A 20,814-nucleotide genomic window follows, 5' to 3' on the forward strand; every position below is an offset into this window, starting at 1 on the left:
ACGTACACATTATTACCGGAGATCATGATATTAATTCTAAAAATTTTGCCTTTAGATCTAAGGATATTATTATTGGCAATTTCGTGTGGATCGGATCGCGGGCAACAATTTTACCTGGAGTAGTTATAGGGGAAGGAGCTATTGTTTGCGCTGGTGCTCTTGTAACAAAAGATGTTGCACCATATACAATGGTTGGTGGTGTACCTGCTAAATTTATAAAGAATAGATCTAAAGAGCTTGATTATAACCCAACATGGTTACCATGGTTTGATTAATTAATTTACTTCAAAAAGATGATTATAGTAGTTGAGCCACAGATGCAGGGGGAGAAACATGTAATAGTAAATGCTGGTATTTTGGAAATATTGCAAATCACATTTCCGGACGATACAATGCATTTATATGCGGATGAATTGCATTCTAAAAGGCTACTTGAAAAGCCGTATTTAAGCAGGCAAAACTTGGTCTTAAATAGTTATAAGTATAAACCCGAAGAAGACAAAAAGACTAAGATCGCTCTGAAGTTTTTCAGACAAGCAAGATTATCCTTTCAAATGTTCAGACAAGCAAAAAAACGAGAGGCGAAAGTTATTGTCTTTACTTCATGTTTCCCATTTATTGCATTGTTTGTAAATTATTTAGCTGGTCTATATAAACAAAAAATTATCATTTGTCATCATGGTGATTTGGGCGTGCTACTTTTGGATAAAAATAAGCTTGTTACAAAGATATTCCGCTATTTTATTAAAAAAATGATGGTTAATAGAAATTTAAAGTTTAACAACTCTTTAATTTATGGTAAAAGTATAAAGGATAAATTATTGTCCACAATTCCATCCATCTCTAACAATTCTTTTGTTGTAATTGATCACCCTTACGAATATTTTGGTAATAATCTTCTTAATAAAGCTAAGGGAGAAATTCTAACTTTATCAAATATTGGTACGGCAACATTAATTAAAAATTCAGAATCTCTTTTTAAATTGGCTCAGATACTTAGAGTTCATATTTCCAATAATGAATTAAAGCTAACTCAAATTGGAAGTGTAGCAACCGAACTTCAACCATTTATGAATGAATTTGTAGATGTTTTAAAAAGAGATGGAAGCTTTATTCCTAATGCGGTTTTTGAAGAATCTTTAGCTAAATCGGACTATTTTATATATTTCTTTAAAACAGGAGGGTACTATGAACTTTGTCCAAGTGGTACTTTTTTTGACGCAATAAAATACCTTAAACCAATAATTGCAGTAAAAAATAGTTATTTAGAGTACTATTTCGATAAGTTAGGTAATATTGGATATCTGTGCGAGAGTATAGATGATATGGCTGAACTAATAAGATCAATAATCAGAGGCGATAAAAAACAAGAATATCTTGAGCAGGTAGAAAACTTAAAAAACGCACAAAATCAGTTATCGAACGAAAATATATCGAAAGATTTTAAAAGTCAACTGTACTCTTTAAGCACTCATAATTCAGATTCGAACTAAATAATTATATATGCTAAAACTTACTGATAATATCATAATGAAATATTTTCAGCCAGTGCTTTTATTTGCTGGTACATGGATATTCGTTATATTCCTACTGTCTTTAAGGCTAAGCAATTTGCTTGAGTCATCAGTAAATGATGCAATAACGTTTTTCTTAATGGTTTTTGCATGCTTTACTGCAGGGTATTTAGTTGGATTTCTCACCAAGAAAAAAATAAAGATAGATGTCTCTGTTGTAGATCTAAGCTTGAAACTAAAAAATCGATATTTCTTATTTATAAAGATTTGGGTATTTCTAACCATTATAGAAATTATCGTTTCAGGAGGAGTGCCCGTGCTTTGGCTACTTTTAAAAAATGGCAAAACATACTTTGACTTTGGTATACAATCTGTGCATGGATTGTTAAACGCATTGGGTATGATGCTTTGTGTTTTGTCATTCTATTTATTTAAAAAATACAAAGACAAAAAGTATTTATACTACATGCTTTTTTTAATTTTTTGGTATGTAATAGTGATAAGTCGTCAAGTTATAATTGTTATGTTGATGGAGATAACTTTTATCTTTTTCATTATGGCAAAAAATAAACTCTCATTAATTAAGACTGTTGCTATTTATGGATTTATAGTTATTTTCTTATTTGGAATAGTTGGAGACATGAGAAGTGGGGCAGACGCATTTTATGAGCTAGCACAACCAAGTGATAATTGGCCTAATTGGTTGCCTTCAGGCTTTCTATGGGTTTACGTTTACCTTACTACACCAATTAATAACCTAATCTTCAACTTTCAATTTGAAGTTCGCGAATTAAGTTATTTATTTCCCAATACACTATCCCTGCTACTGCCAAGCTTTATTAGAGATATCGTTTTTGGCCAACAAGATACTGTATCAGGAAATCTTGTTACACCTGCTTTTAACGTGAGTAGTGCTTTTATGTCTTCATATATGGATATGGGCAAATATGGTCTAGCTATATTCGCTTTTGTGATAGGTTTAATAAGTAATTTAACTTGGTGGGCTACTGGTTCCAAAAGATTTTTTTTCCGTGCGATTACGTTTCAATGTATAATACTCTCAATTTTTTACAATCATTTTTTTTATTTACCTGTAGCATTCCAATATGTTTGGTTTATTTTGTTTTTTATGAATTATAAAAAAATATAATGCAGCAGTTTCGAACTCTTAGAAAAATCAGATCGCAGGATAGTATATCAGAAATTAAATTCTCGATCGCAACACGCGTCAAAAATGAGTTCAAGTGGATTCGGTTTTTTTTTGACTCATTAAAGGCGCAAACATTCTATCGGTATTTGGATATTGTTTTTTTAGATAGTGGGAGTACAGATGGTACATTAGAGTTCTTAGAGAAAGAAAATTGTAATCTTTATAGCATAGCTAGTTCAGAATTTTCCTTTGGAGAGACTTGTAATCTAATGATGCAGCTAACTAAAGGAGATCATGTGTTGTTTTTTTCAGGGCATGTTGAATTAGAGAGTCAGTATCTAGTTGAAGAGGTTCAAAAATTTATCGATAAAATCGGAACCCTTTCAGGATATTTTAGGCAAGTACCTAATGAACAGGTTGGATGCTCTATATATGATAAGGTTTTTTTGAAATACAACTTTCCTACTATCGACAGTGCTGATCCAGAAGTTAAAGTAGATAATCATCGATTTTCTAACGCAGCTTCGATTGTTTCGAGATCACATTGGGAGGAAATTAAATTTAAACCTGTTATAGCAAGTGAAGATGCTTTCTGGGCTGATGAGGTTGTGAAGAAATTCAGAAGAATTTATTATTTTCATATGTTTAATGTTAAGCATAGTCATAATGAGACATTTGATGACGTAAAGAAGAGAGTAGGTATAAATGTTTTAGCTAGATACCCCAGCGGGATTGGTTTTCTGCAAAGAAAATTTATTTTTGCCAAAGTATTTTCAGCGTTATTTATTAACACTTTTGATCTTGTTAATTCTTATAAATTTGCTGTAGCTCATTCATCAGCATATAAAATTTAATTTAATGAACGTGCACAAAATAGCGTTATTAATCCCTACACTGAACGCAGGAGAATTATGGTATCAAGTATTAGATTCAATTAATCTTCAAACAACAAAGATTGATCGGAAAATAATTCTTGATTCAGGGTCTATTGATAATACTAAATCGGAGGCGAAATCTTCTGGCTTTGAAATTATTAATATAAACAAGACAGATTTTGATCATGGATATGCACGGCAATTGTTAGCTAATGCTGCCCAAGATTGCGATATATTGATTTACCTTACTCAGGATTGCATTTTAAAAGGAAAAAATTCTTTTGATCGGCTTGTCGCTGCATTTGATGATTCGACCGTTGGACTTGCTTATGGAAGGCAGTTGCCGCATAAGGGAGCTAAAACACTAGAAAGCCATGCAAGGTTATTTAATTATAATACGGTATCTAGGGTTAAGCAATTAAGCGATAAAGATGAATTAGGAATTAAAACTGCGTCTTGTTCCAATTCTTATGCCGCATATAGGAGAGTTGCATTGGAAGAGGTTGGTGGGTTCCCCAGTCATACTATTTTTGCTGAAGATGTTATTGTTGGTGGGCAAATCTTAATTAAAGGGTGGAAGATTGCTTATGTGGCAGATGCGGAAGTTTATCATTCGCACGATTATACAACGAAAGAGGAATTTAAAAGATATTTTGATATTGGTGTATTTCACTCAACAAATGAGTGGTTATTAAAAGAATTTGGGTCTGCAGGGGGGGAAGGATTTAAATATTTAAAATCCGAATTAAAGTATGTATTTAAGCATAACCCCTTCATTTTTCCTAAAATGATCATGTCTATTGGTGCAAAATTTTTAGGATATAAATTAGGAATGATGCATGATAAATTGTCATTAAAACATAAAAAGAATTTTTCGATGCACAGCAGATATTGGGACAAATTAGAAAATAAATAAATGAATCATATAATATTCGGTGGATCTGGTTTTATAGGGACCCACCTAAAAAGGTACATAACAGAAACTTTAAGACTTCCGGACCAGGTAAATAGCTACGACATCCGTAAAAAGGTCAGTGATGGATTTACCGAGCTTGATATCCGTAAGCCGATTTTCTTAGATTTAGATAGTGTTAGCGATAGTATAGTTTACAATCTAGCTGCAGTACATACGACCCCTGGACATCCTGATCATGAGTATTTCGAGGCCAATATCTTTGGTGCCCAAAACATCTGTGATTTTGCCAGAAAAAATAATATTCAAACGATTGTTTTCACCAGCTCAATTGCTCCCTATGGTGCGTCTGAGGAGTTTAAAACGGAAGAGACATTACCCATGCCGAATACTCCTTATGGTATTTCTAAATTAACTGCCGAGTATATTCATAAACTTTGGCAGGCTGAAGATCCAGCAAACCGAAAACTGATAATTGTTAGACCAGGAGTAGTTTTTGGTAAGCAAGAGGGAGGGAACTTTACAAGGCTATATAATTCATTAAAAAAAGGCTTTTTCTTTTATCCAGGCAGAAAAGATACCATTAAAGCAAGTGTATATGTAAAGGATGTCGCCAGGATACTGTATGAAACTGGTCAGAATGGAAAACCGGGGCATGTTACTTATAATTTAACGTATTTCCCTGCCCCTACTATTGAGGAAATTTGTATCACGATGGCTAAAGCCACCCATACAAAAGCGCCTAAAATTTTAGTGCCTGGTTGGGCGCTAAAGTCAGCAGCTGGTTCCGCCTATTTTGGTGCTCGGGTATTGGGTAAAAATATTAGTGGCATCCATCCTGATCGCGTTAAGAAATTAATGATCTCCACTAATATCTCTGGTGAAAAACTTAGTTTATCACCATACAAATTACAATTTTCATTAAAAGAGGCACTTGAAGACTGGTATCAGGATTGTGAAAAAGCAGGACTTTACTAATTACTAATTACATGAACAAAGATACATATGTATTAATTATGGCTGGTGGAGTAGGTTCGCGCTTTTGGCCAAAAAGCCGTAATCAATTTCCAAAACAGTTTATCGATATTTTAGGGATAGGCAAGTCATTATTGCAGTTAACTTACGAACGTTTTTTAAAAATATGTCCAAATGAACAAATCTTTGTTTTGACAAATGAAAGTTATGCAGGCTTAGTTGCAGATCAGCTATCAGGTATCTTAAAAGAGAATATTTTATTAGAACCTAGCCGGAACAACACGGCGCCCTGTATTGCTTATGCGACGTATAAAATTGCACAGCTAAATCCGGATGCTAATATCGTGGTGGCGCCTTCCGATCATCTAATTTTGAAAGAAGACGTTTTCCTGGATAAAATACAGGTCGCTTTAGGCTTTAGTACAGCAAATGATGCTTTGTTGACTTTAGGGATTAGCCCGACCCGACCTGATACAGGCTATGGATATATTAAGTATCAGGATGGATTTGAAGAAGTGAAAAAGGTAGATGCTTTTATGGAGAAGCCTGTTTTAGCTAAAGCTGAGGAGTATTTAGCAAGTGGTGATTACGTTTGGAATGCCGGAATTTTTATCTGGTCAGCAGTATCGCTTAAAAAAGCTTTTGAAAAATATGCACCAGAAATAGCGACTTTATTTGAAAGTGGTTTGCCTTGTTATAATACCGACAGAGAAAGTGAATTTATCAATACGAAATATCCAACCAGCCCCAATATATCCATTGATTATGCTATTTTGGAAAAAGCAAACAATGTGTATACTATACCTGCTGATATTGGCTGGTCTGATTTGGGAACCTGGGCTTCCTTACACGCAGTTGGAGAAAAGGATATGGCCAACAATATGATTAATCTGAATAAAATTCATTTGAAAGATACATCAAATTGTATTATACACTTGCCTAAAGATAAAGCGGCAGTAATCAGGGGCTTGGATAATTATATTGTGGTGGATGATGGTGAAGTACTGCTAATTTACCCAAAAACTGAAGAGCAGGAGATTAAACAGGTAGCTAAAGATATAGTTTCGGAACATGGAAGCAAATATGCTTAATGGCTGCTAATTTGAGAAAAGCTTACAATTATGTAAGCTTTTCTTGTTTCTACTAAGTTGGTTTGTTATTCGACTTTTTATGGGGGTATAAATACTCGATTTATTAAATAAATATATTAGGGATATATTGCATCATTATTATCGGTTTTTATATTGATAACGATTATTTAACTTTGATATGAATTTTGGGCATCAATTTTGTTCATGATGATTCATTTAAAACAAAAAGGATATATATATGTTTATGTCCGCCGATTAAGCCTATGCAAACACGTTACTTATTTATACTCAAATATATTTTACCCATAACCGACCTGATTATGGTCAATATTGTGTACTTTTTTGCCTACGAGTTTACAGCTTATATGGGTAAAGCGGTAAGCTCTGAATTACAATGGCATTATGTAGTGGTTTGTAACCTGGTCTGGATTGTGAGCACCACTAGTTTTGGTTTATATAGTGAATACGGATCACGTAGAATTGAGCGGATATACCGTGGTACCTGGAAAAGTGTGGTTTTACATGCAGTATTGTTTTCCATTTATCTATTCTTCTCTAAACAAAATGATTTCTCCAGATCGTTCTTGGTAATTTTTTATGGGATGTTAGCCGTCTTGTTTTTGGTAAACCGTTTCATCGGCACTTCTTTTCAGTTTTTACTATTTAACCATTTACGTGGCGTTAAGTCTGTTGCCATTATGGGTAACAATGCGACAGGTTTGCAGTTGGCCAGTTATTTTGAAAAGCAGCGTTATATCGAATTCCATGGTTTTATTAATGACGTGCATGATGATTATCTCGATCGGAACGGCAAGATTTCGGATATGGTGGGACGTCAGTTTAAAATGGCGGTTGATAAGGGGATTAAAGATATTTATGTCACCATTGCGCCAGACCGTATGGGGGATATGACTTTGTTAACGGAAGAGGCTGAGCGTCAATGCGTACGATTAAAGTTTATTCCGGATATTAGTGGAGCCTTACTTTCTCCTTATACGGTAAGTTATCTGGGAAACGAATTCCCTGTGATTTCTTTGCGTTCAGAACCTTTGGAGAAAATTCACAACCGATTTAAAAAACGGGTTATTGATGTAGTTTTCAGCGGCTTGGTTATTCTATTTGTACTAAGTTGGTTATACCCAATTATAGCTTTGTTAATTAAAATACAAAGTAAAGGCCCGGTATTATTTAAACAGTTGAGAAGCGGGCGTGATGATGAACCTTTCTGGTGTTTTAAATTCAGGAGCATGCGCATGAATACAGATAGTGATAAGCGCCAGGCCAGTAAAAATGATGACCGGATTACACCAATCGGAAAATTTCTAAGAAAATCAAGTTTAGATGAACTGCCACAGTTTTTTAATGTATTTATGGGGCATATGAGTGTGGTAGGGCCCCGGCCGCATATGTTAAGCCATACCGAACAGTACAAGGGTATAGTAGACCAATTTATGGTTCGCCACTTTTTAAAACCAGGAATTACTGGTTGGGCACAGGTAAACGGCTACCGCGGCGAAACTAAGGAAGATTACAAAATGGTAAAACGAGTGGAACATGATATCTGGTATCTGGAAAACTGGAGTGCCATGCTCGACGTAAAGATTATTTTTATGACCGTGATTAATATGGTTAAAGGTGAGGAGAATGCTTTTTAAGCGAATTGATTGATGAATATAAAACCAACATTAATTATCCTGGCTGCCGGAATGGCCAGCCGGTATGGCGGAAACAAACAGACGGAATCTTTTGGCCCTAATGGTGAAACCATTATGGAGTATTCTATTTATGATGCTATTAAGGCGGGATTTGGTAAGGTGATTTTTATCATCAGAGAAGAATTTGCAGAAGCTTTTGCCGCACAAATTGAACCTAAATTAAGCGGTAAAATTGAAATTGACTATGCCTATCAATCACTGGACAGTTTTAGCAATGATATCCAGTTTTCAAAAGAAAGAACAAAACCTTTTGGCACCGCACATGCATTACTTTGTTGTAAAGGAAAGGTGAATGAACCCTTTGCCGTAATTAATGCCGATGACTTTTATGGTTCTGATGCCTTTAATAAAGCCTATATATTTTTAACACAGGAGATTCAGGATGATCTGTTTGCCTGCCTTGGGTATGAATTGAAAAATACAGTAAGTGAGTTCGGCGCCGTTACAAGAGGGGAAATTAAAACCAATGCGGTCAATGAAATTGTTTCTATTAACGAACGGAGAGAAATAATTTTAAAAGGAGGAGAAATTATCAGTTTGGAAAAAGACAAACAGGAGATTTTGGCACCTGACACAAAAGTGAGTATGAACTTTTTCTGTTTTACACCTGCATTTATTGATTGGATGGAAGATAAGTATTATCAATTCTTATCAGAAAACTGGGATGAACTTAAAGCAGAGTTCTTAATACCAGAAGTGGCCGATCAGTTGATTAATTCTGGTTCAGCCAGGATAAAAGTTATTGCTACAGATGCCAAATGGTTTGGAGTCACCTTTAAGGAAGATGCTGCTTTAGTGAAGGAAGAACTTTTAAAACTTTCAAATGAGCAAACTTACCCTATAGATCTTTGGGATGTTAAACTTCACTAAAGTTATTCTAATATGGAGCCCGAAAGGGCTTTTTCTCTTTTGAAGTTGTAGGACAGGATCGTTTAATTCATAATTAATTACTTTCTTTGCCCTTTGAATTAAAATTTACCAGATGAAGAAAATCTTATTCCTTTTATTTCTAGTTGTATCTATCCATGAGTTGAAAGCCCAAGCGGTATATCAACCCTATTCGTATCAATTCTATCAGAAATTAAGCGGTGAAATTTATAGCCCAAATGCGAGATTTCATACGTCTCTAAAGCCTTTTTTTATTGATGATAGCTTGCTGCGAGATAAAAGCAATATTTTATTGAGCGTTGGCGTCGATTCTACCAGAAAATCTTGGGTTTCAAGGAAATTATTTAATGAGCATTTATTAGACATACAAAAGGAAGATTATACTGTGTATGCTGATTTTTTGCCTGATTTCCAGATCGGTAGAGATTTCTCAGGAAAGAAAAATACTTATTTGAATACCCGGGGTTATCAGGTTGGTGGAACGATAGGAAAGAAATTTTCATTTTACACCAGTGGTTTTGAAAATCAAGGCCGTTTTGCTGACTATTATAGAAATTATATTGATCAAAATGGAATAGTACCTGGACAGTCATATAACCGGATTGGCGGTAAATATGGCCAAGGCTATAACCCAGATATCAATCCCCTAACTGCAGATTGGTCATACGTAACCGCTACACTTTCTTACACGCCATCTAAATATTTAAACATCACTGCTGGTTACGATAAAAATTTTGTAGGTGATGGTTATCGTTCAGTATTGTTATCAGACTATGCATCGCCATATCCTTTCTTGAAACTAACAGGTAATCTTGGTAATGTACAATATATGGTGATGTGGGCGGCCATGCAAGATCCAAGTGCTCCACAACTATCATATGAAACTGGTTTTAGAAAAAAAGGTGGAGTTTTCCACTATCTGGATTGGAACGTGAATAACCGCTTATCTATCGGGTTTTTCGATTCAATCGTTTGGGCGCAAACAGATGATGCCGGAAATAATAGAGGGTTTGATTGGGGTTATGCTAATCCTATCATTTTCTTGAGACCAATTGAGGCATCTAGCGGGTCGCCAGATAATGCTTTAATTGGCTTTACCAGTAAATATAAATTCGCAAAGGAAGCTGTTGCTTATGGACAATTCTCACTGGATGAATTTCAGGCAAAGGAATTCTTCTCTTCTGATGGTAGTTCAAGAAATAAATATGCCTGGCAATTGGGTTTGAGAGGTACTGATATATTTCATGTAGATGGATTAAACTATTTATTAGAATATAATACAGCGAAACCATATACATTCTCGTCGCGAAAACCAATTATTAATTATGCCCAATATGGTGAGCCTCTGGCCCACCCGATGGGTGCAAACTTCAGAGAAGTTGTAGGTTTATTAAACTACTCTTACAAGCGTTTCGATTTTAGCGGAGAATTGATGTATGCCAAATACGGTTTAGACATTGCCGGAGAAAATTATGGCAAGAATATTTTTGAGCCTTATACGGATGCTGTACAACCTACCGGAAATTATACCACGCAGGGTATTCGTACCAATCTTTTTTATGCAGAAGGCAGAGTAGCTTACGTCATCAATCCAAAATATAACTTACGTTTGGAGTTAGGCGGTATATTAAGACGTGAAAGTAACAGCCTGGGTAAAAACAATACCAGTTTAATCACCTTCGGTTTACGCAGTTCGTTCAGAAACTTATATAGCGATTTTTAACGAAACCTGCTCAAATTTTAAAGCCTCAGTTATTTTATTAACTGAGGCTTTTTTATATTTTAGTAATACTTATTATTTCAATCAACGAAAGAATCGATTCCATCATCCATCTTACATTCCATCTAAGACGGGCAATAGCGGTTTTCCATACCCCGCCATACTATCAGTAGTTCTTTTTACGCCAACTTTCCTTACCGCTTCAGTAATCGCATTTTTATCATAACCACATTCTGCCCATAACTCCACCTGTTCTCCATGTTCGATAAACTGATCTGGTATACCTAAACGGATTACATTGGCAAGGTAACCGTGATCGGCCATAAACTCCAATACTGCAGATCCTATTCCTCCGGGTAGTGAACCGTCTTCAACGGTAACCACATGTTTATATTTAGCAAAAACTTCATGTAACAGTTGTTCGTCTAGAGGCTTTACGAAACGTAAATCGTAATGCGCCGGGTAAAAACCTTCGCTATTTAATTCTGTACAGGCTTCAACGGCAAAATTACCCACATGGCCAATGGTTAATAGGGCTACATCTTCACCATCGCAGATTTTACGCCCTTTGCCAATTTCTAATGCTTTGAATGGTCGTTTCCAATCGGGCATTACGCCATTACCACGTGGATAACGGATGACAAATGGCCCTATGTTTTCTTGTTGAGCCGTAAACATCAGGTTACGAAGCTCTTCCTCATTCATAGGAGAAGTGATAATTAGATTTGGGACGCAGCGCATATAGGCGATATCATAAGCCCCATGGTGTGTGGCACCGTCAGCGCCTGCCAAACCTGCACGGTCTAAACAAAACACCACGTTTAGCTTTTGAATGGCTACATCGTGGATCACCTGGTCGTAAGCCCTTTGCATAAAGCTTGAATAGATATTACAAAACGGAACCAATCCTTGTGCGGCCAGACCGGCCGAGAAAGTTACCGCATGTTGTTCGGCAATACCTACATCAAAGGCGCGTTTTGGCATCGCTTTCATCATAATGTTTAATGATGAGCCAGATGGCATAGCCGGTGTAATACCGACAATTTTATCGTTAGCTTCCGCCAGCTCTACCATGGTATGTCCGAAAACATCCTGATATTTAGGTGGTTGTGGTTTATCTGGAATGCTTTTTTTAATCTCGCCCGTAATCTTATCAAAAAGACCAGGTGCATGCCATTTGGTTTGATCTTTTTCTGCCAAAGCAAAACCTTTACCCTTAACCGTAACGCAGTGTAAGAGTTTCGGCCCTGGAATGGCTGAAAGATCTTTGATTACTTGTGCCAGGCGTTTTACATCGTGCCCATCAACTGGACCGAAATATCTAAAGTTTAAAGCTTCAAATAAATTACTTTGTTTAAGTAAGGTTCCTTTAATGCTTTTCTCTATTTTCTTAACGTACTTATGCGCATTTGGGCCGAGTTTAGATAGCCCTGCGAGTACATGAGAAATATCATCGCGGAAACGGTTGTACGATTTAGAGATGGTGATGCTGGTCAAATATTCTTTCAACGCCCCAACATTTGGGTCGATAGACATGCAGTTATCATTCAGGATCACCAATACATTGCTGTTTTCGATCCCGGCATGGTTTAATCCTTCAAAAGCTAAACCGGCTGTCATGGCGCCATCGCCGATAACGGCTACGTGCTGCCTGTTGGTTTCACCTTTTAACTGCGAAGCCACTGCCATACCCAAAGCTGCAGAAATAGAAGTAGACGAGTGGCCTACACCGAAGGTATCATATTCACTCTCTGAAATCTTTGGGAAACCGCTAATGCCACCATATACACGGTTGGTGTGGAATAAATCCCTTCGTCCGGTTAATATTTTATGACCGTATGCCTGATGGCCCACATCCCATACTAATTTATCGTAAGGGGTGTTCAAGGCATAGTGTAAGGCAACTGTTAATTCGACAACACCTAAACTGGCACCAAAATGGCCGCCATTTACACTTACTACATCAATAATATACTGTCGTAATTCCTGGCTTATTTGTTCTAAGTCAGATTCACTATATTGCTTTAAATCAGCAGGATAGTTGATTTTAGATAATAGGGGGCCAGCTTTTACTTGCATTCGAAATTTGTGGTAAAAAACAAGATACAAAGTAAGGAAAATTTGTTTTAATATAGAAGAGAAAAATAGCGCTTTATTCCAGTGGTCTAAGGGACTGGTATTTAGCGTGATAGGGGTTGCTGAAGTTTAGCGGTTAGGGTTGAGTACTAATGCATAGACTGAAAATTTTGATTATGTTTGTTGATACACATGCAGGCAGAAAATTTTGAAATAAAGCTTCCGGTATTTGAAGGTCCCTTCGATTTATTGCTGTTCTTTATAGAACGCGATGAATTAAATATACAGGATGTGGAGATCTCGAAAATTACCAACGACTTTCTAGCCTACATCCACCAACTCCTGGCTTTAAATGTAGAAGTAGCGAGCGAATTTATTCTGGTTGCCGCCACCCTGATGCGGATTAAATCTAAAATGTTATTGCCGAGGATTGAGGTAGACGAAACTGGCAACGAAATCAACTCTGAGCAGGACCTTATCGCCAGGTTGATTGCCTATAAACAGTTTAAATCTGCAGCTGAAGAAATGAAGGTTTATGAAGAGGAGCGATTAAAGCAAAACCACAGGGGTAATATTGCATACGATCTTACACTTGCTGCCGTTTCTTCCACGCATCAGGATGAACTTTTATCCTTGGATTTGTATAAGCTTTTAACCGTTTATCACCGTACGATGCAGAAGTATGAACTGCGCAGTGAAGAGGTTAAACATACTGTGGTCCAATATCCTTATACCATCGAACAGCAAAAACACTTTATAGCCAACTTACTAGATATCAATAAACAAATTGATTTTGCCCTCGTGCTTAAAAATTCAGAAAATAAAGTTCATTTCGTTTATAATTTCCTGGCCATTTTAGAAATGTTGCAGCAACAAATCGTAGAGATAACTATTGGAAGTGGCTTTAACAACTTTAATGTGAAAGCATTATCTTAAACAGGCGTGATTTAAATTTGAAATCCTTACTTTTGCCAAAAAAATACAAACCTAAATATACAATGACACGCGACAACCAAATTTTTGAACTTATCGATAAAGAATTAAACCGCCAGGAGCATGGTTTAGAGCTTATTGCATCAGAAAACTTTGTAAGCAGACAGGTAATGGAAGCTGCAGGATCGGTATTGACCAACAAATATGCAGAAGGCTTGCCTGGAAAACGTTACTATGGTGGTTGCCAGGTGGTAGATGTAGTAGAGCAAATCGCGATCGATAGGGCAAAACAATTATTTGGAGCAGCGTGGGTAAACGTTCAGCCACACTCTGGCGCACAGGCCAATGCAGCGGTAATGCTGGCTATCCTGCAACCAGGCGATAAAATATTAGGATTTGATCTTTCTCACGGTGGTCACTTAACACACGGTTCTCCTGTTAATTTCTCGGGTAAATTATATCAACCTTTATTTTATGGCGTAGAAAAAGAAACCGGACTAATTGATTATAAAAAATTAGAAGAAGTTGCTTTAGCCGAAAAACCAAAATTGATTATCTGCGGTGCATCTGCTTATTCACGTGAGTGGGATTATGCTTTTATCCGTTCGGTAGCCGATAAAATTGGTGCTTTGGTTTTGGCCGATATTTCTCATCCTGCAGGTTTAATCGCAAAAGGATTGTTGGCGAACCCGCTTCCACATTGCCATATTGTAACTACCACAACCCACAAAACTTTACGTGGACCACGTGGTGGTATGATTATGATGGGACAGGATTTTGAAAACCCGTGGGGATTAAAAACACCTAAAGGCGAAATCCGTTTAATGAGCAATTTGCTTGATATGGCCGTTTTCCCAGGTACCCAGGGTGGGCCGTTAGAGCATATTATTGCAGCTAAAGCAATTGCTTTTGGCGAAGCATTAAGCGAGGAATACGGAACATACATTAAACAGGTAGCGGCAAATGCACAGGCCATGGCTAAAGCATTTGTGGCAAAAGGATATGGCATTATTTCTGGTGGTACCGATAACCACTTAATGTTAATCGACTTACGTAATAAAAACATCACAGGTAAAGTAGCTGAAAATGCGTTGGAAAAAGCGGAAATTACAGTGAACAAAAACATGGTTCCTTTTGATGATAAATCACCGTTTGTAACTTCGGGCATCCGTGTGGGTACTGCTGCAATTACTACCCGCGGTTTAAAAGAAGCCGAAATGGAACAGATTGTTGAATTAATTGACAGGGTTTTAACGAATCCGGAAGATGAAGCGAATCTAAATACCGTAAAAGCTGAAGTGATTAAATTGGTAAGTGCATTTCCACTTTATAAGTAAGCATAACTAATTCGATTTACTAATCATAGTAAAGGCAGTTGCATTAATTTGTAGCTGCTTTTTTTGATTTAACTAAAAGATCATTAGCCCTTAATGCGCTAAAACAAACGTTTGTTTATATATTTATCCCAAATTAATTAGATATAAATTATGTGTGGAATAGTGGGCTATATTGGCTATAGAGAAGCCTGGCCAATTGTACTTAAAGGCCTTAAAAGATTAGAATACCGGGGTTATGATAGTGCGGGTATCGCAGTAATGAATGAAAACGGTGAACATATCTATAAAAAAGCCGGTAAAGTAGCTGTTTTAGAAGAGTTTGCTCAAGATCAGGATAAGTCTGGTACGATTGCTATGGGCCATACCCGTTGGGCAACCCATGGTGTTCCATCTGACCGAAACTCCCATCCACATAGCTCAAACAACGGTAAATTATCTATTATACATAATGGTATTATAGAAAACTACGCTACTTTAAAAGAGGAGTTGATTAACCGTGGGCACGAATTTAAAAGCGATACCGATACAGAGGTGTTAATTCATTTGGTTGAGGAAATCCAGAAAATTGAAAATATAGATCTTTTAGAGGCGGTTCGTTTGGCGCTGAAGGAAGTGATTGGTGCCTACGCCATCGTGATTATGGATCAGGATCATCCTGATCGGTTAATTGCAGCCAGAAAGGGTAGTCCGATGGTAATTGGTGTGGGCAAGGGAGAATATTTTATCGCTTCTGATGCCACGCCGATTATCGAATACACCAAAAATGTAATCTATCTTAATGATAATGAAATTGCACTGATCACCAAAGACGATCTTTTGGTTAAAAGATTGGATAATGTAGTGCAAACGCCATTAATCCAGGAGTTGCAGTTAAAGTTAGAAATGCTGGAGAAAGGTGGTTTCGACCACTTTATGCTGAAAGAAATTTATGAGCAACCGCGTTCGATTAAAGATTGTATGCGCGGCCGTATCTATCCGGAAGAAGGTAAGGTACAGCTCGGTGGGATTAAAGAATTTGCGGAGAAATTAAAAAATATAGACCGTATCATCATTGTGGCCTGCGGAACATCATGGCATGCAGGTTTGGTTGGCGAATACCTGATTGAAGAATATGCCCGCATTCCTGTTGAAGTAGAATACGCTTCAGAATTCAGGTATAGAAATCCGATCATTACAGAAAAGGATGTGGTGATTGCCATTTCGCAATCTGGAGAAACGGCTGATACCATGGCGGCTATTGAAATGGCTAAAGAACGTGGTGCAACTATTTTCGGAATTTGTAACGTAGCGGGTGCATCCATTCCGCGTTTAACACATGCAGGTGTTTATACCCACGCCGGCCCTGAAATTGGTGTAGCTTCTACAAAAGCATTTACCGCACAGGTAACCGTTTTAACTTTGATGGCTTTTTACATGGCCCAGCAAAAAGGAACCATTACCACTTCCAAACTAATCGAACTTTTAACTGAGCTTGACCATATTCCTGAAAAGATCCAGGTTGCTTTAGCGTCGAACGATCTGATTAAAGAAGTAGCGGAAAAAATCAAAGATTCTACCAATTGTTTGTTTTTAGGTAGAGGAAGTGGTTTCCCGGTGGCCTTGGAAGGTGCCTTGAAACTGAAGGAAATTTCCTACATCCATGCAGAAGGTTATCCTGCTGCGGAGATGAAACATGGTCCGATCGCTTTAATTGATGAAGAAATGCCTGTGGTGTTCATCGCCACGCAAAACTCATCTTACGAAAAAGTAATCAGTAACATACAAGAGGTAAAAGCCAGAAAAGGAAAAGTAATTGCCATTGTAACCCAGGGCGATACCGAGGTGAAAAAAATGGCCGATTACTGCATCGAAATTCCCGATGCCAATGAAGCTTTCTTACCACTTTTAGCAACTATACCACTTCAGTTATTATCGTATCATATTGCCGTAATGCGTGGCTGTAATGTAGATCAGCCAAGAAATCTGGCTAAATCAGTTACTGTAGAATAATTTACTTACAACAAATAGGAAAAAAAGAGCCTGACTCAAAATACAGATTCAATAATAGCAATTTGGCGATGTCGTCATGCTCAGCTTGACTGGGCATCTTAATGCTTTGGTATGGACTTATTTAGTTGCCGTTCTATCGCGTTAAGATTCCCGTTTTTACGGGAATGACGCCCTTTCAAAATATTATTCTGCAAAAAATCTCCGAAATCATTTCTGAGATAGCCTCTTTTTTTTATTACAGCCGTCACCCTGAACCGAGCCTTAGCAAGCTCACCGAAGGTAATTCATTTCAAGGTCTGGAAGGAGAAGATGCTGAAATAAATTCATCATGACGATAAACGTAGAAAGAGTAGAAGAAATAATTATTTTGAATTAGATATTCATTGAAAATCAGCTTATGCTAATCCTAAAATTTTAGTAAAAAGTAAAGGGCCGATATTCTTTAGAAGAAATATCGACCCTTACCATCTAAATTAACGCTCTCGAATATATAAACGCAACTTTATGCCATTTGGTTTTGAGAAAATATAAATAAATATACTATTTCTCGTAACTACCTAAGGTTGAGGGATAAATTCTTTCATTTCCCTTTATATCTTTATCAAGATAACCATTGAAATAAGGATCGGTACTTAAATCAGCACCTTTGTTTCTGGCTGCACTGTTCGCCGGGAGCTCAAAATTTTCGGATTCCTTGTTCTTAAAGGATGGATCGATGTTCAAAATGTTGCCATTAGTATTATAAGCACTGTTGGAAGATCGGATCAAATTATGTGATAAATTGAATTGCACCGTCGTGGAAGATTTCTTTTGGATATCCAGTTCATTCGTTAAGCTCCCCCAAATGATATTATTCGTTAAATTGATCTGAAGTTTGTTATAAACATTTGCCGATAAATAATCTGAAAAGCTCAGAGCGGCAGTTTTACGCGGAAAGTTTAAGTTGTAGCCTGCAAAGGTGTTCTGTTTCAGGTTATAATTTCCGCCCCCAACAGCATAGATTAAATAGTTGCCGCAGTTATACATTACATTATTAAAGGCAAACAGCTCGGAGTGATAACCAATATAAGCTGCCACCTGCATATTTTTGATCATGCTATTGCTTAAAATCAATTTAGGACTGCTATTAACGGATAAAGAATCGGACGTAATGCCAACAGATGCATTTTTAATGACCGCATTTTTAATCAGTCCATATCCGGTTCTTTTTAAGAAGATTCCTTTCCATTGACCAGGCTCATTACTATATACCTTTTCAAGCCTGTCACTACAAAATAGTACCGGCTCAGTAAAGCTGCCATTAACCATGAGGTTTCCTTCAATGTTTAAACTGGCATCCTTATGGAAATAGATTTTAGTGCCGGGTTGGATGGTTAATACAGCGCCACGCTTTACGGTTAATGATCCATTAATAATATAGGGCAAAGTTTTTGTCCAGCTGGTATTTGTATTAATCGAAGATTCATTCACAAATACAGCATTTTGCCCGTAAGCCAAAAGCTGAATCACCTGTTTATTGCCGTTGGTATTTAAGATGATAGAATCTTGTACCAGAAAGGGTAAGTTGTTTGTATTGGGATTGATCGAAACCTTGACAAAAAGATTGATCGAATCCTGACCATTCATTATAAGATCATTTTTAAGCAGCGTTTGTGCTCCATTAATATTGATACTAAAAGCTGAAGTATTCCCTCCTGATAATCTGATTTCCGAAACTTTAACTGCATCATGATTTGGGTTAACGATCTTTATTTTTCTGGTTGTTGAGCCTGCCGAAGTAAAAATGGTATCAAAAAATATCTCTTTATTGGAAATGCTCAGTTTGGCGTTCTGATCTGTGGTAATGTTTTCCCCTTTGCGGCAAGCCGAAGCGATGAATAAGATGAAAAGCACTGAGCCAATATTTAAACGCATAAATCAAACTTAAAAAATGTTTGGCTAATACAATAGTACTTGCGGTGTATTGTAAAAATTATTCTGCAAAAGCAAGTGCGGCTATGCTCACTTTTGCGGCTCCAATGGTCAAGAGGACATTTGCGCAAGCTTCAAGTGTTGCGCCAGTAGTAATTACATCGTCAACCAGTAAAATGTGTTTGCCAATTATTTCTTCCGGAGAATTTACCTGAAATACATCTTTCATGTTTTCATAACGGTTATACCTGCTTTTTTTGGTTTGGCTCTCGGTAGAGGTATTTCGGATAAGATGATTCTCGCTCATGCTAATTTCCATTTGCATAGCAATTCCTTCTGCAATAAACGTACTTTGGTTGTAGCCCCTGGATTTATATTTTTTGCGGTGTAAAGGGACCGGAATTACCATATCAATATCCTGATAAAGGTTTGCGGTTTTAAGCCTTTCTCCCAGCATATTGCCCAATAGTACCCCAACATCTGTTCTGCCATTATATTTTAAGTTGTGGATTAAGTTTTGAACTTTCGCTCCTTTTCTAAAGTATAACATGGCCATTGCCGCATAAAGTGGTAAGCGGCCCCACAATTGTTTGGCTACCCTATTTTCCGCATATTGATGATAATCGGTAAAAGGAAGATCGTACAGGCATTTCGTACAGATTAAATGCTCGCTATGGTATAATGCAACACCACAGGCATTACAGAGGTTTGGAAATAGCAAACCAATTAAATCATTGCACCATTGTTTAACCTGTAGCATAAACTAATTTATAAAAAATTTATGAGGAAATGACAGGATTTTAAGGCAGCGGTAATATATAGTTAGTGTGCAATTAATTCTAGGGCTGTTCTGCGGTGTGTTTCCAAAGTGTCGGACGGTTTTATTGTTATCAGGGCTTCCCGTTAGTTTTTAGATAGCAGGGCGTATTATTAATTCCGGTGAATATAAACTTTATTCGTTTTCTAGTAAAGCAGGTTCAGTGCTACTATATAAGTATGTTCCCGCTATTCGCTGCAAATCTTCGGCTCGTTCCTCGCCTCCGGGTTTTCCGCTGCTATCGCCCGCCTGCAACGGGCAGGGGTTTAGGCTGCATTGGCGGTGCAAGGCACACTGCGATGGCGCCGAAAAATATAAAAGAGCTTTAAAAACTTAATCTCCTTAATCCCTCAATGGTGGAAAAACGCTCTGCCCCAAGCCGGATCGCCGTGTTAAACAAGTATTCTTCCAAAAAGTTTTAACTACAGTAAAATATTTCCTGTTGAAAACCATTGACTTACGTTTAACCGTGCAGTATTTAATAAATTCCTTTTGCAGGGAAAGATATTTTTCCTACTTTTGCATCCCGCTTCGGAGGAAGGGTTTAGAATTGAAAAGGTGGCATAGGGAAAGGAGAGCGAGATTTATTTTAAAATAAATATTGCGGAAGCGGAAAAGATTTCTACCTTTGCAGCCCGGTTCGGAAGAACGGAAAGCCAGTTTAATCTGGCATATTGAAATAAGGGTATTCAGAAAAAGAAGATTGAAAAATAAAATTTATTTTATTTGGAAGTTCGGAAAAGATGCTTACCTTTGCAACCCCAACGGAAACGAAGGGAAAACAAAAAAATCGGAACGGCGGATGTCGGAAAGATAACAAACAAGATTGAAACAGACGGAAACATGTTTAAGACGAACAAGACTTGAACAGACTGAAGTCTGCAGATATATAAAGACGGGCCGCGAGGCA

At 37.1% G+C, this 20,814-nt stretch carries 15 protein-coding genes and 1 pseudogene; 13 read left to right on the forward strand and 3 right to left on the reverse strand.

Annotated features, from left to right (window positions below; genetic code table 11):
• Nucleotides 1-62 precede the first annotated feature (62 nt).
• From BLR60_RS25415 to BLR60_RS06470, 10 genes and pseudogenes are all read left to right on the forward strand, one after another.
• Nucleotides 63-227, forward strand: a pseudogene (locus BLR60_RS25415) (DapH/DapD/GlmU-related protein); the annotation flags it as partial.
• A gap of 66 nt (nt 228-293) precedes the next feature.
• On the forward strand, nt 294-1,493 hold the full coding sequence (locus BLR60_RS06430) for a glycosyltransferase family protein (protein ID WP_090497964.1): 1,200 nt from the start codon (nt 294-296) through the stop codon (nt 1,491-1,493).
• A 10-nt stretch (nt 1,494-1,503) separates the two neighbouring features.
• Nucleotides 1,504-2,664: an O-antigen polymerase gene (locus tag BLR60_RS06435; protein ID WP_090497966.1), complete on the forward strand. Its 1,161-nt coding sequence runs from the start codon at nt 1,504-1,506 to the stop codon at nt 2,662-2,664.
• Nucleotides 2,664-3,518, forward strand: a complete 855-nt coding sequence (locus tag BLR60_RS06440) for a glycosyltransferase family A protein (protein ID WP_090497968.1) — start codon at nt 2,664-2,666, stop codon at nt 3,516-3,518. The genes BLR60_RS06435 and BLR60_RS06440 overlap by 1 nt, the downstream gene beginning before the upstream one ends.
• Nucleotides 3,519-3,522: 4 nt before the next feature.
• A complete protein-coding gene (locus BLR60_RS06445) occupies nt 3,523-4,455 on the forward strand; it encodes a glycosyltransferase family 2 protein (RefSeq protein WP_090497970.1) in 933 nt (310 codons plus the stop codon).
• On the forward strand, nt 4,456-5,430 hold the full coding sequence (locus tag BLR60_RS06450; RefSeq protein WP_090497972.1) for an NAD-dependent epimerase/dehydratase family protein: 975 nt from the start codon (nt 4,456-4,458) through the stop codon (nt 5,428-5,430). It abuts the gene before it with no gap.
• Nucleotides 5,431-5,441: 11 nt separating this feature from the next.
• Entirely contained in the window at nt 5,442-6,518 is a 1,077-nt protein-coding gene (locus BLR60_RS06455) for a mannose-1-phosphate guanylyltransferase (protein ID WP_090497975.1), read from the forward strand.
• Nucleotides 6,519-6,781: 263 nt separating this feature from the next.
• The gene (locus tag BLR60_RS06460) at nt 6,782-8,173 is read left to right on the forward strand and encodes an undecaprenyl-phosphate glucose phosphotransferase (protein ID WP_090497977.1); all 1,392 of its coding nucleotides are present in this window, start codon (nt 6,782-6,784) and stop codon (nt 8,171-8,173) included.
• Between the two features lie 12 nt (nt 8,174-8,185).
• The gene (locus BLR60_RS06465) at nt 8,186-9,103 is read left to right on the forward strand and encodes a sugar phosphate nucleotidyltransferase (RefSeq protein WP_090497979.1); all 918 of its coding nucleotides are present in this window, start codon (nt 8,186-8,188) and stop codon (nt 9,101-9,103) included.
• Nucleotides 9,104-9,215: 112 nt separating this feature from the next.
• On the forward strand, nt 9,216-10,844 hold the full coding sequence (locus BLR60_RS06470) for a gliding motility protein RemB (protein WP_090497980.1): 1,629 nt from the start codon (nt 9,216-9,218) through the stop codon (nt 10,842-10,844).
• A 111-nt stretch (nt 10,845-10,955) separates the two neighbouring features.
• Here BLR60_RS06470 and dxs read toward each other — a convergent pair whose 3' ends face one another.
• Nucleotides 10,956-12,920, reverse strand: a complete 1,965-nt coding sequence (gene dxs / locus BLR60_RS06475) for a 1-deoxy-D-xylulose-5-phosphate synthase (RefSeq protein ID WP_090497982.1) — start codon at nt 12,918-12,920, stop codon at nt 10,956-10,958.
• Between the two features lie 189 nt (nt 12,921-13,109).
• Here dxs and BLR60_RS06480 point away from each other — a divergent pair, with 189 nt between their 5' ends.
• The 3 genes from BLR60_RS06480 to glmS all read left to right on the forward strand — a co-directional run bounded on the left by BLR60_RS06480 (nt 13,110) and on the right by glmS (nt 17,176).
• A complete protein-coding gene (locus tag BLR60_RS06480) occupies nt 13,110-13,853 on the forward strand; it encodes a segregation and condensation protein A (RefSeq protein WP_090497983.1) in 744 nt (247 codons plus the stop codon).
• Nucleotides 13,854-13,915: 62 nt separating this feature from the next.
• Nucleotides 13,916-15,187, forward strand: coding sequence for a serine hydroxymethyltransferase (gene glyA, locus BLR60_RS06485; protein WP_090497985.1), 1,272 nt, complete (start codon nt 13,916-13,918; stop codon nt 15,185-15,187).
• Between the two features lie 150 nt (nt 15,188-15,337).
• Nucleotides 15,338-17,176 carry a glutamine--fructose-6-phosphate transaminase (isomerizing) gene (glmS, locus tag BLR60_RS06490; protein WP_090497986.1) on the forward strand — a complete coding sequence of 613 codons (1,839 nt, stop codon included), beginning with the start codon at nt 15,338-15,340 and terminating at the stop codon, nt 17,174-17,176.
• Between the two features lie 540 nt (nt 17,177-17,716).
• Here glmS and BLR60_RS06495 read toward each other — a convergent pair.
• Nucleotides 17,717-19,090: a hypothetical protein gene (locus BLR60_RS06495; RefSeq protein ID WP_090497988.1), complete on the reverse strand. Its 1,374-nt coding sequence runs from the start codon at nt 19,088-19,090 to the stop codon at nt 17,717-17,719.
• A gap of 58 nt (nt 19,091-19,148) precedes the next feature.
• Nucleotides 19,149-19,847, reverse strand: coding sequence for a ComF family protein (locus BLR60_RS06500; RefSeq protein WP_090497990.1), 699 nt, complete (start codon nt 19,845-19,847; stop codon nt 19,149-19,151).
• Between the last annotated feature and the right edge of the window lie 967 nt (nt 19,848-20,814).

It is taken from the genome of Pedobacter terrae, assembly GCF_900100705.1.
GTDB lineage: Bacteria > Bacteroidota > Bacteroidia > Sphingobacteriales > Sphingobacteriaceae > Pedobacter > Pedobacter terrae.

Excerpts from the sequence above, each read along its gene's own strand:
- BLR60_RS06495 (WP_090497988.1), bottom strand. The coding sequence starts at position 19,090 with ATGCGTTTAAATATTGGCTCAGTGCTTTTCATCTTATTCATCGCTTCG.
- BLR60_RS06470 (WP_090497980.1), top strand. The coding sequence starts at position 9,216 with ATGAAGAAAATCTTATTCCTTTTATTTCTAGTTGTATCTATCCATGAG.
- BLR60_RS06465 (WP_090497979.1), top strand. The coding sequence starts at position 8,186 with ATGAATATAAAACCAACATTAATTATCCTGGCTGCCGGAATGGCCAGC.
- BLR60_RS06450 (WP_090497972.1), top strand. The coding sequence starts at position 4,456 with ATGAATCATATAATATTCGGTGGATCTGGTTTTATAGGGACCCACCTA.
- dxs (WP_090497982.1), bottom strand. The coding sequence starts at position 12,920 with ATGCAAGTAAAAGCTGGCCCCCTATTATCTAAAATCAACTATCCTGCT.
- BLR60_RS06445 (WP_090497970.1), top strand. The coding sequence starts at position 3,523 with ATGAACGTGCACAAAATAGCGTTATTAATCCCTACACTGAACGCAGGA.
- BLR60_RS06440 (WP_090497968.1), top strand. The coding sequence starts at position 2,664 with ATGCAGCAGTTTCGAACTCTTAGAAAAATCAGATCGCAGGATAGTATA.
- glmS (WP_090497986.1), top strand. The coding sequence starts at position 15,338 with ATGTGTGGAATAGTGGGCTATATTGGCTATAGAGAAGCCTGGCCAATT.
- BLR60_RS06435 (WP_090497966.1), top strand. The coding sequence starts at position 1,504 with ATGCTAAAACTTACTGATAATATCATAATGAAATATTTTCAGCCAGTG.
- BLR60_RS06480 (WP_090497983.1), top strand. The coding sequence starts at position 13,110 with ATGCAGGCAGAAAATTTTGAAATAAAGCTTCCGGTATTTGAAGGTCCC.
- glyA (WP_090497985.1), top strand. The coding sequence starts at position 13,916 with ATGACACGCGACAACCAAATTTTTGAACTTATCGATAAAGAATTAAAC.
- BLR60_RS06455 (WP_090497975.1), top strand. The coding sequence starts at position 5,442 with ATGAACAAAGATACATATGTATTAATTATGGCTGGTGGAGTAGGTTCG.
- BLR60_RS06430 (WP_090497964.1), top strand. The coding sequence starts at position 294 with ATGATTATAGTAGTTGAGCCACAGATGCAGGGGGAGAAACATGTAATA.
- BLR60_RS06460 (WP_090497977.1), top strand. The coding sequence starts at position 6,782 with ATGCAAACACGTTACTTATTTATACTCAAATATATTTTACCCATAACC.
- BLR60_RS06500 (WP_090497990.1), bottom strand. The coding sequence starts at position 19,847 with ATGCTACAGGTTAAACAATGGTGCAATGATTTAATTGGTTTGCTATTT.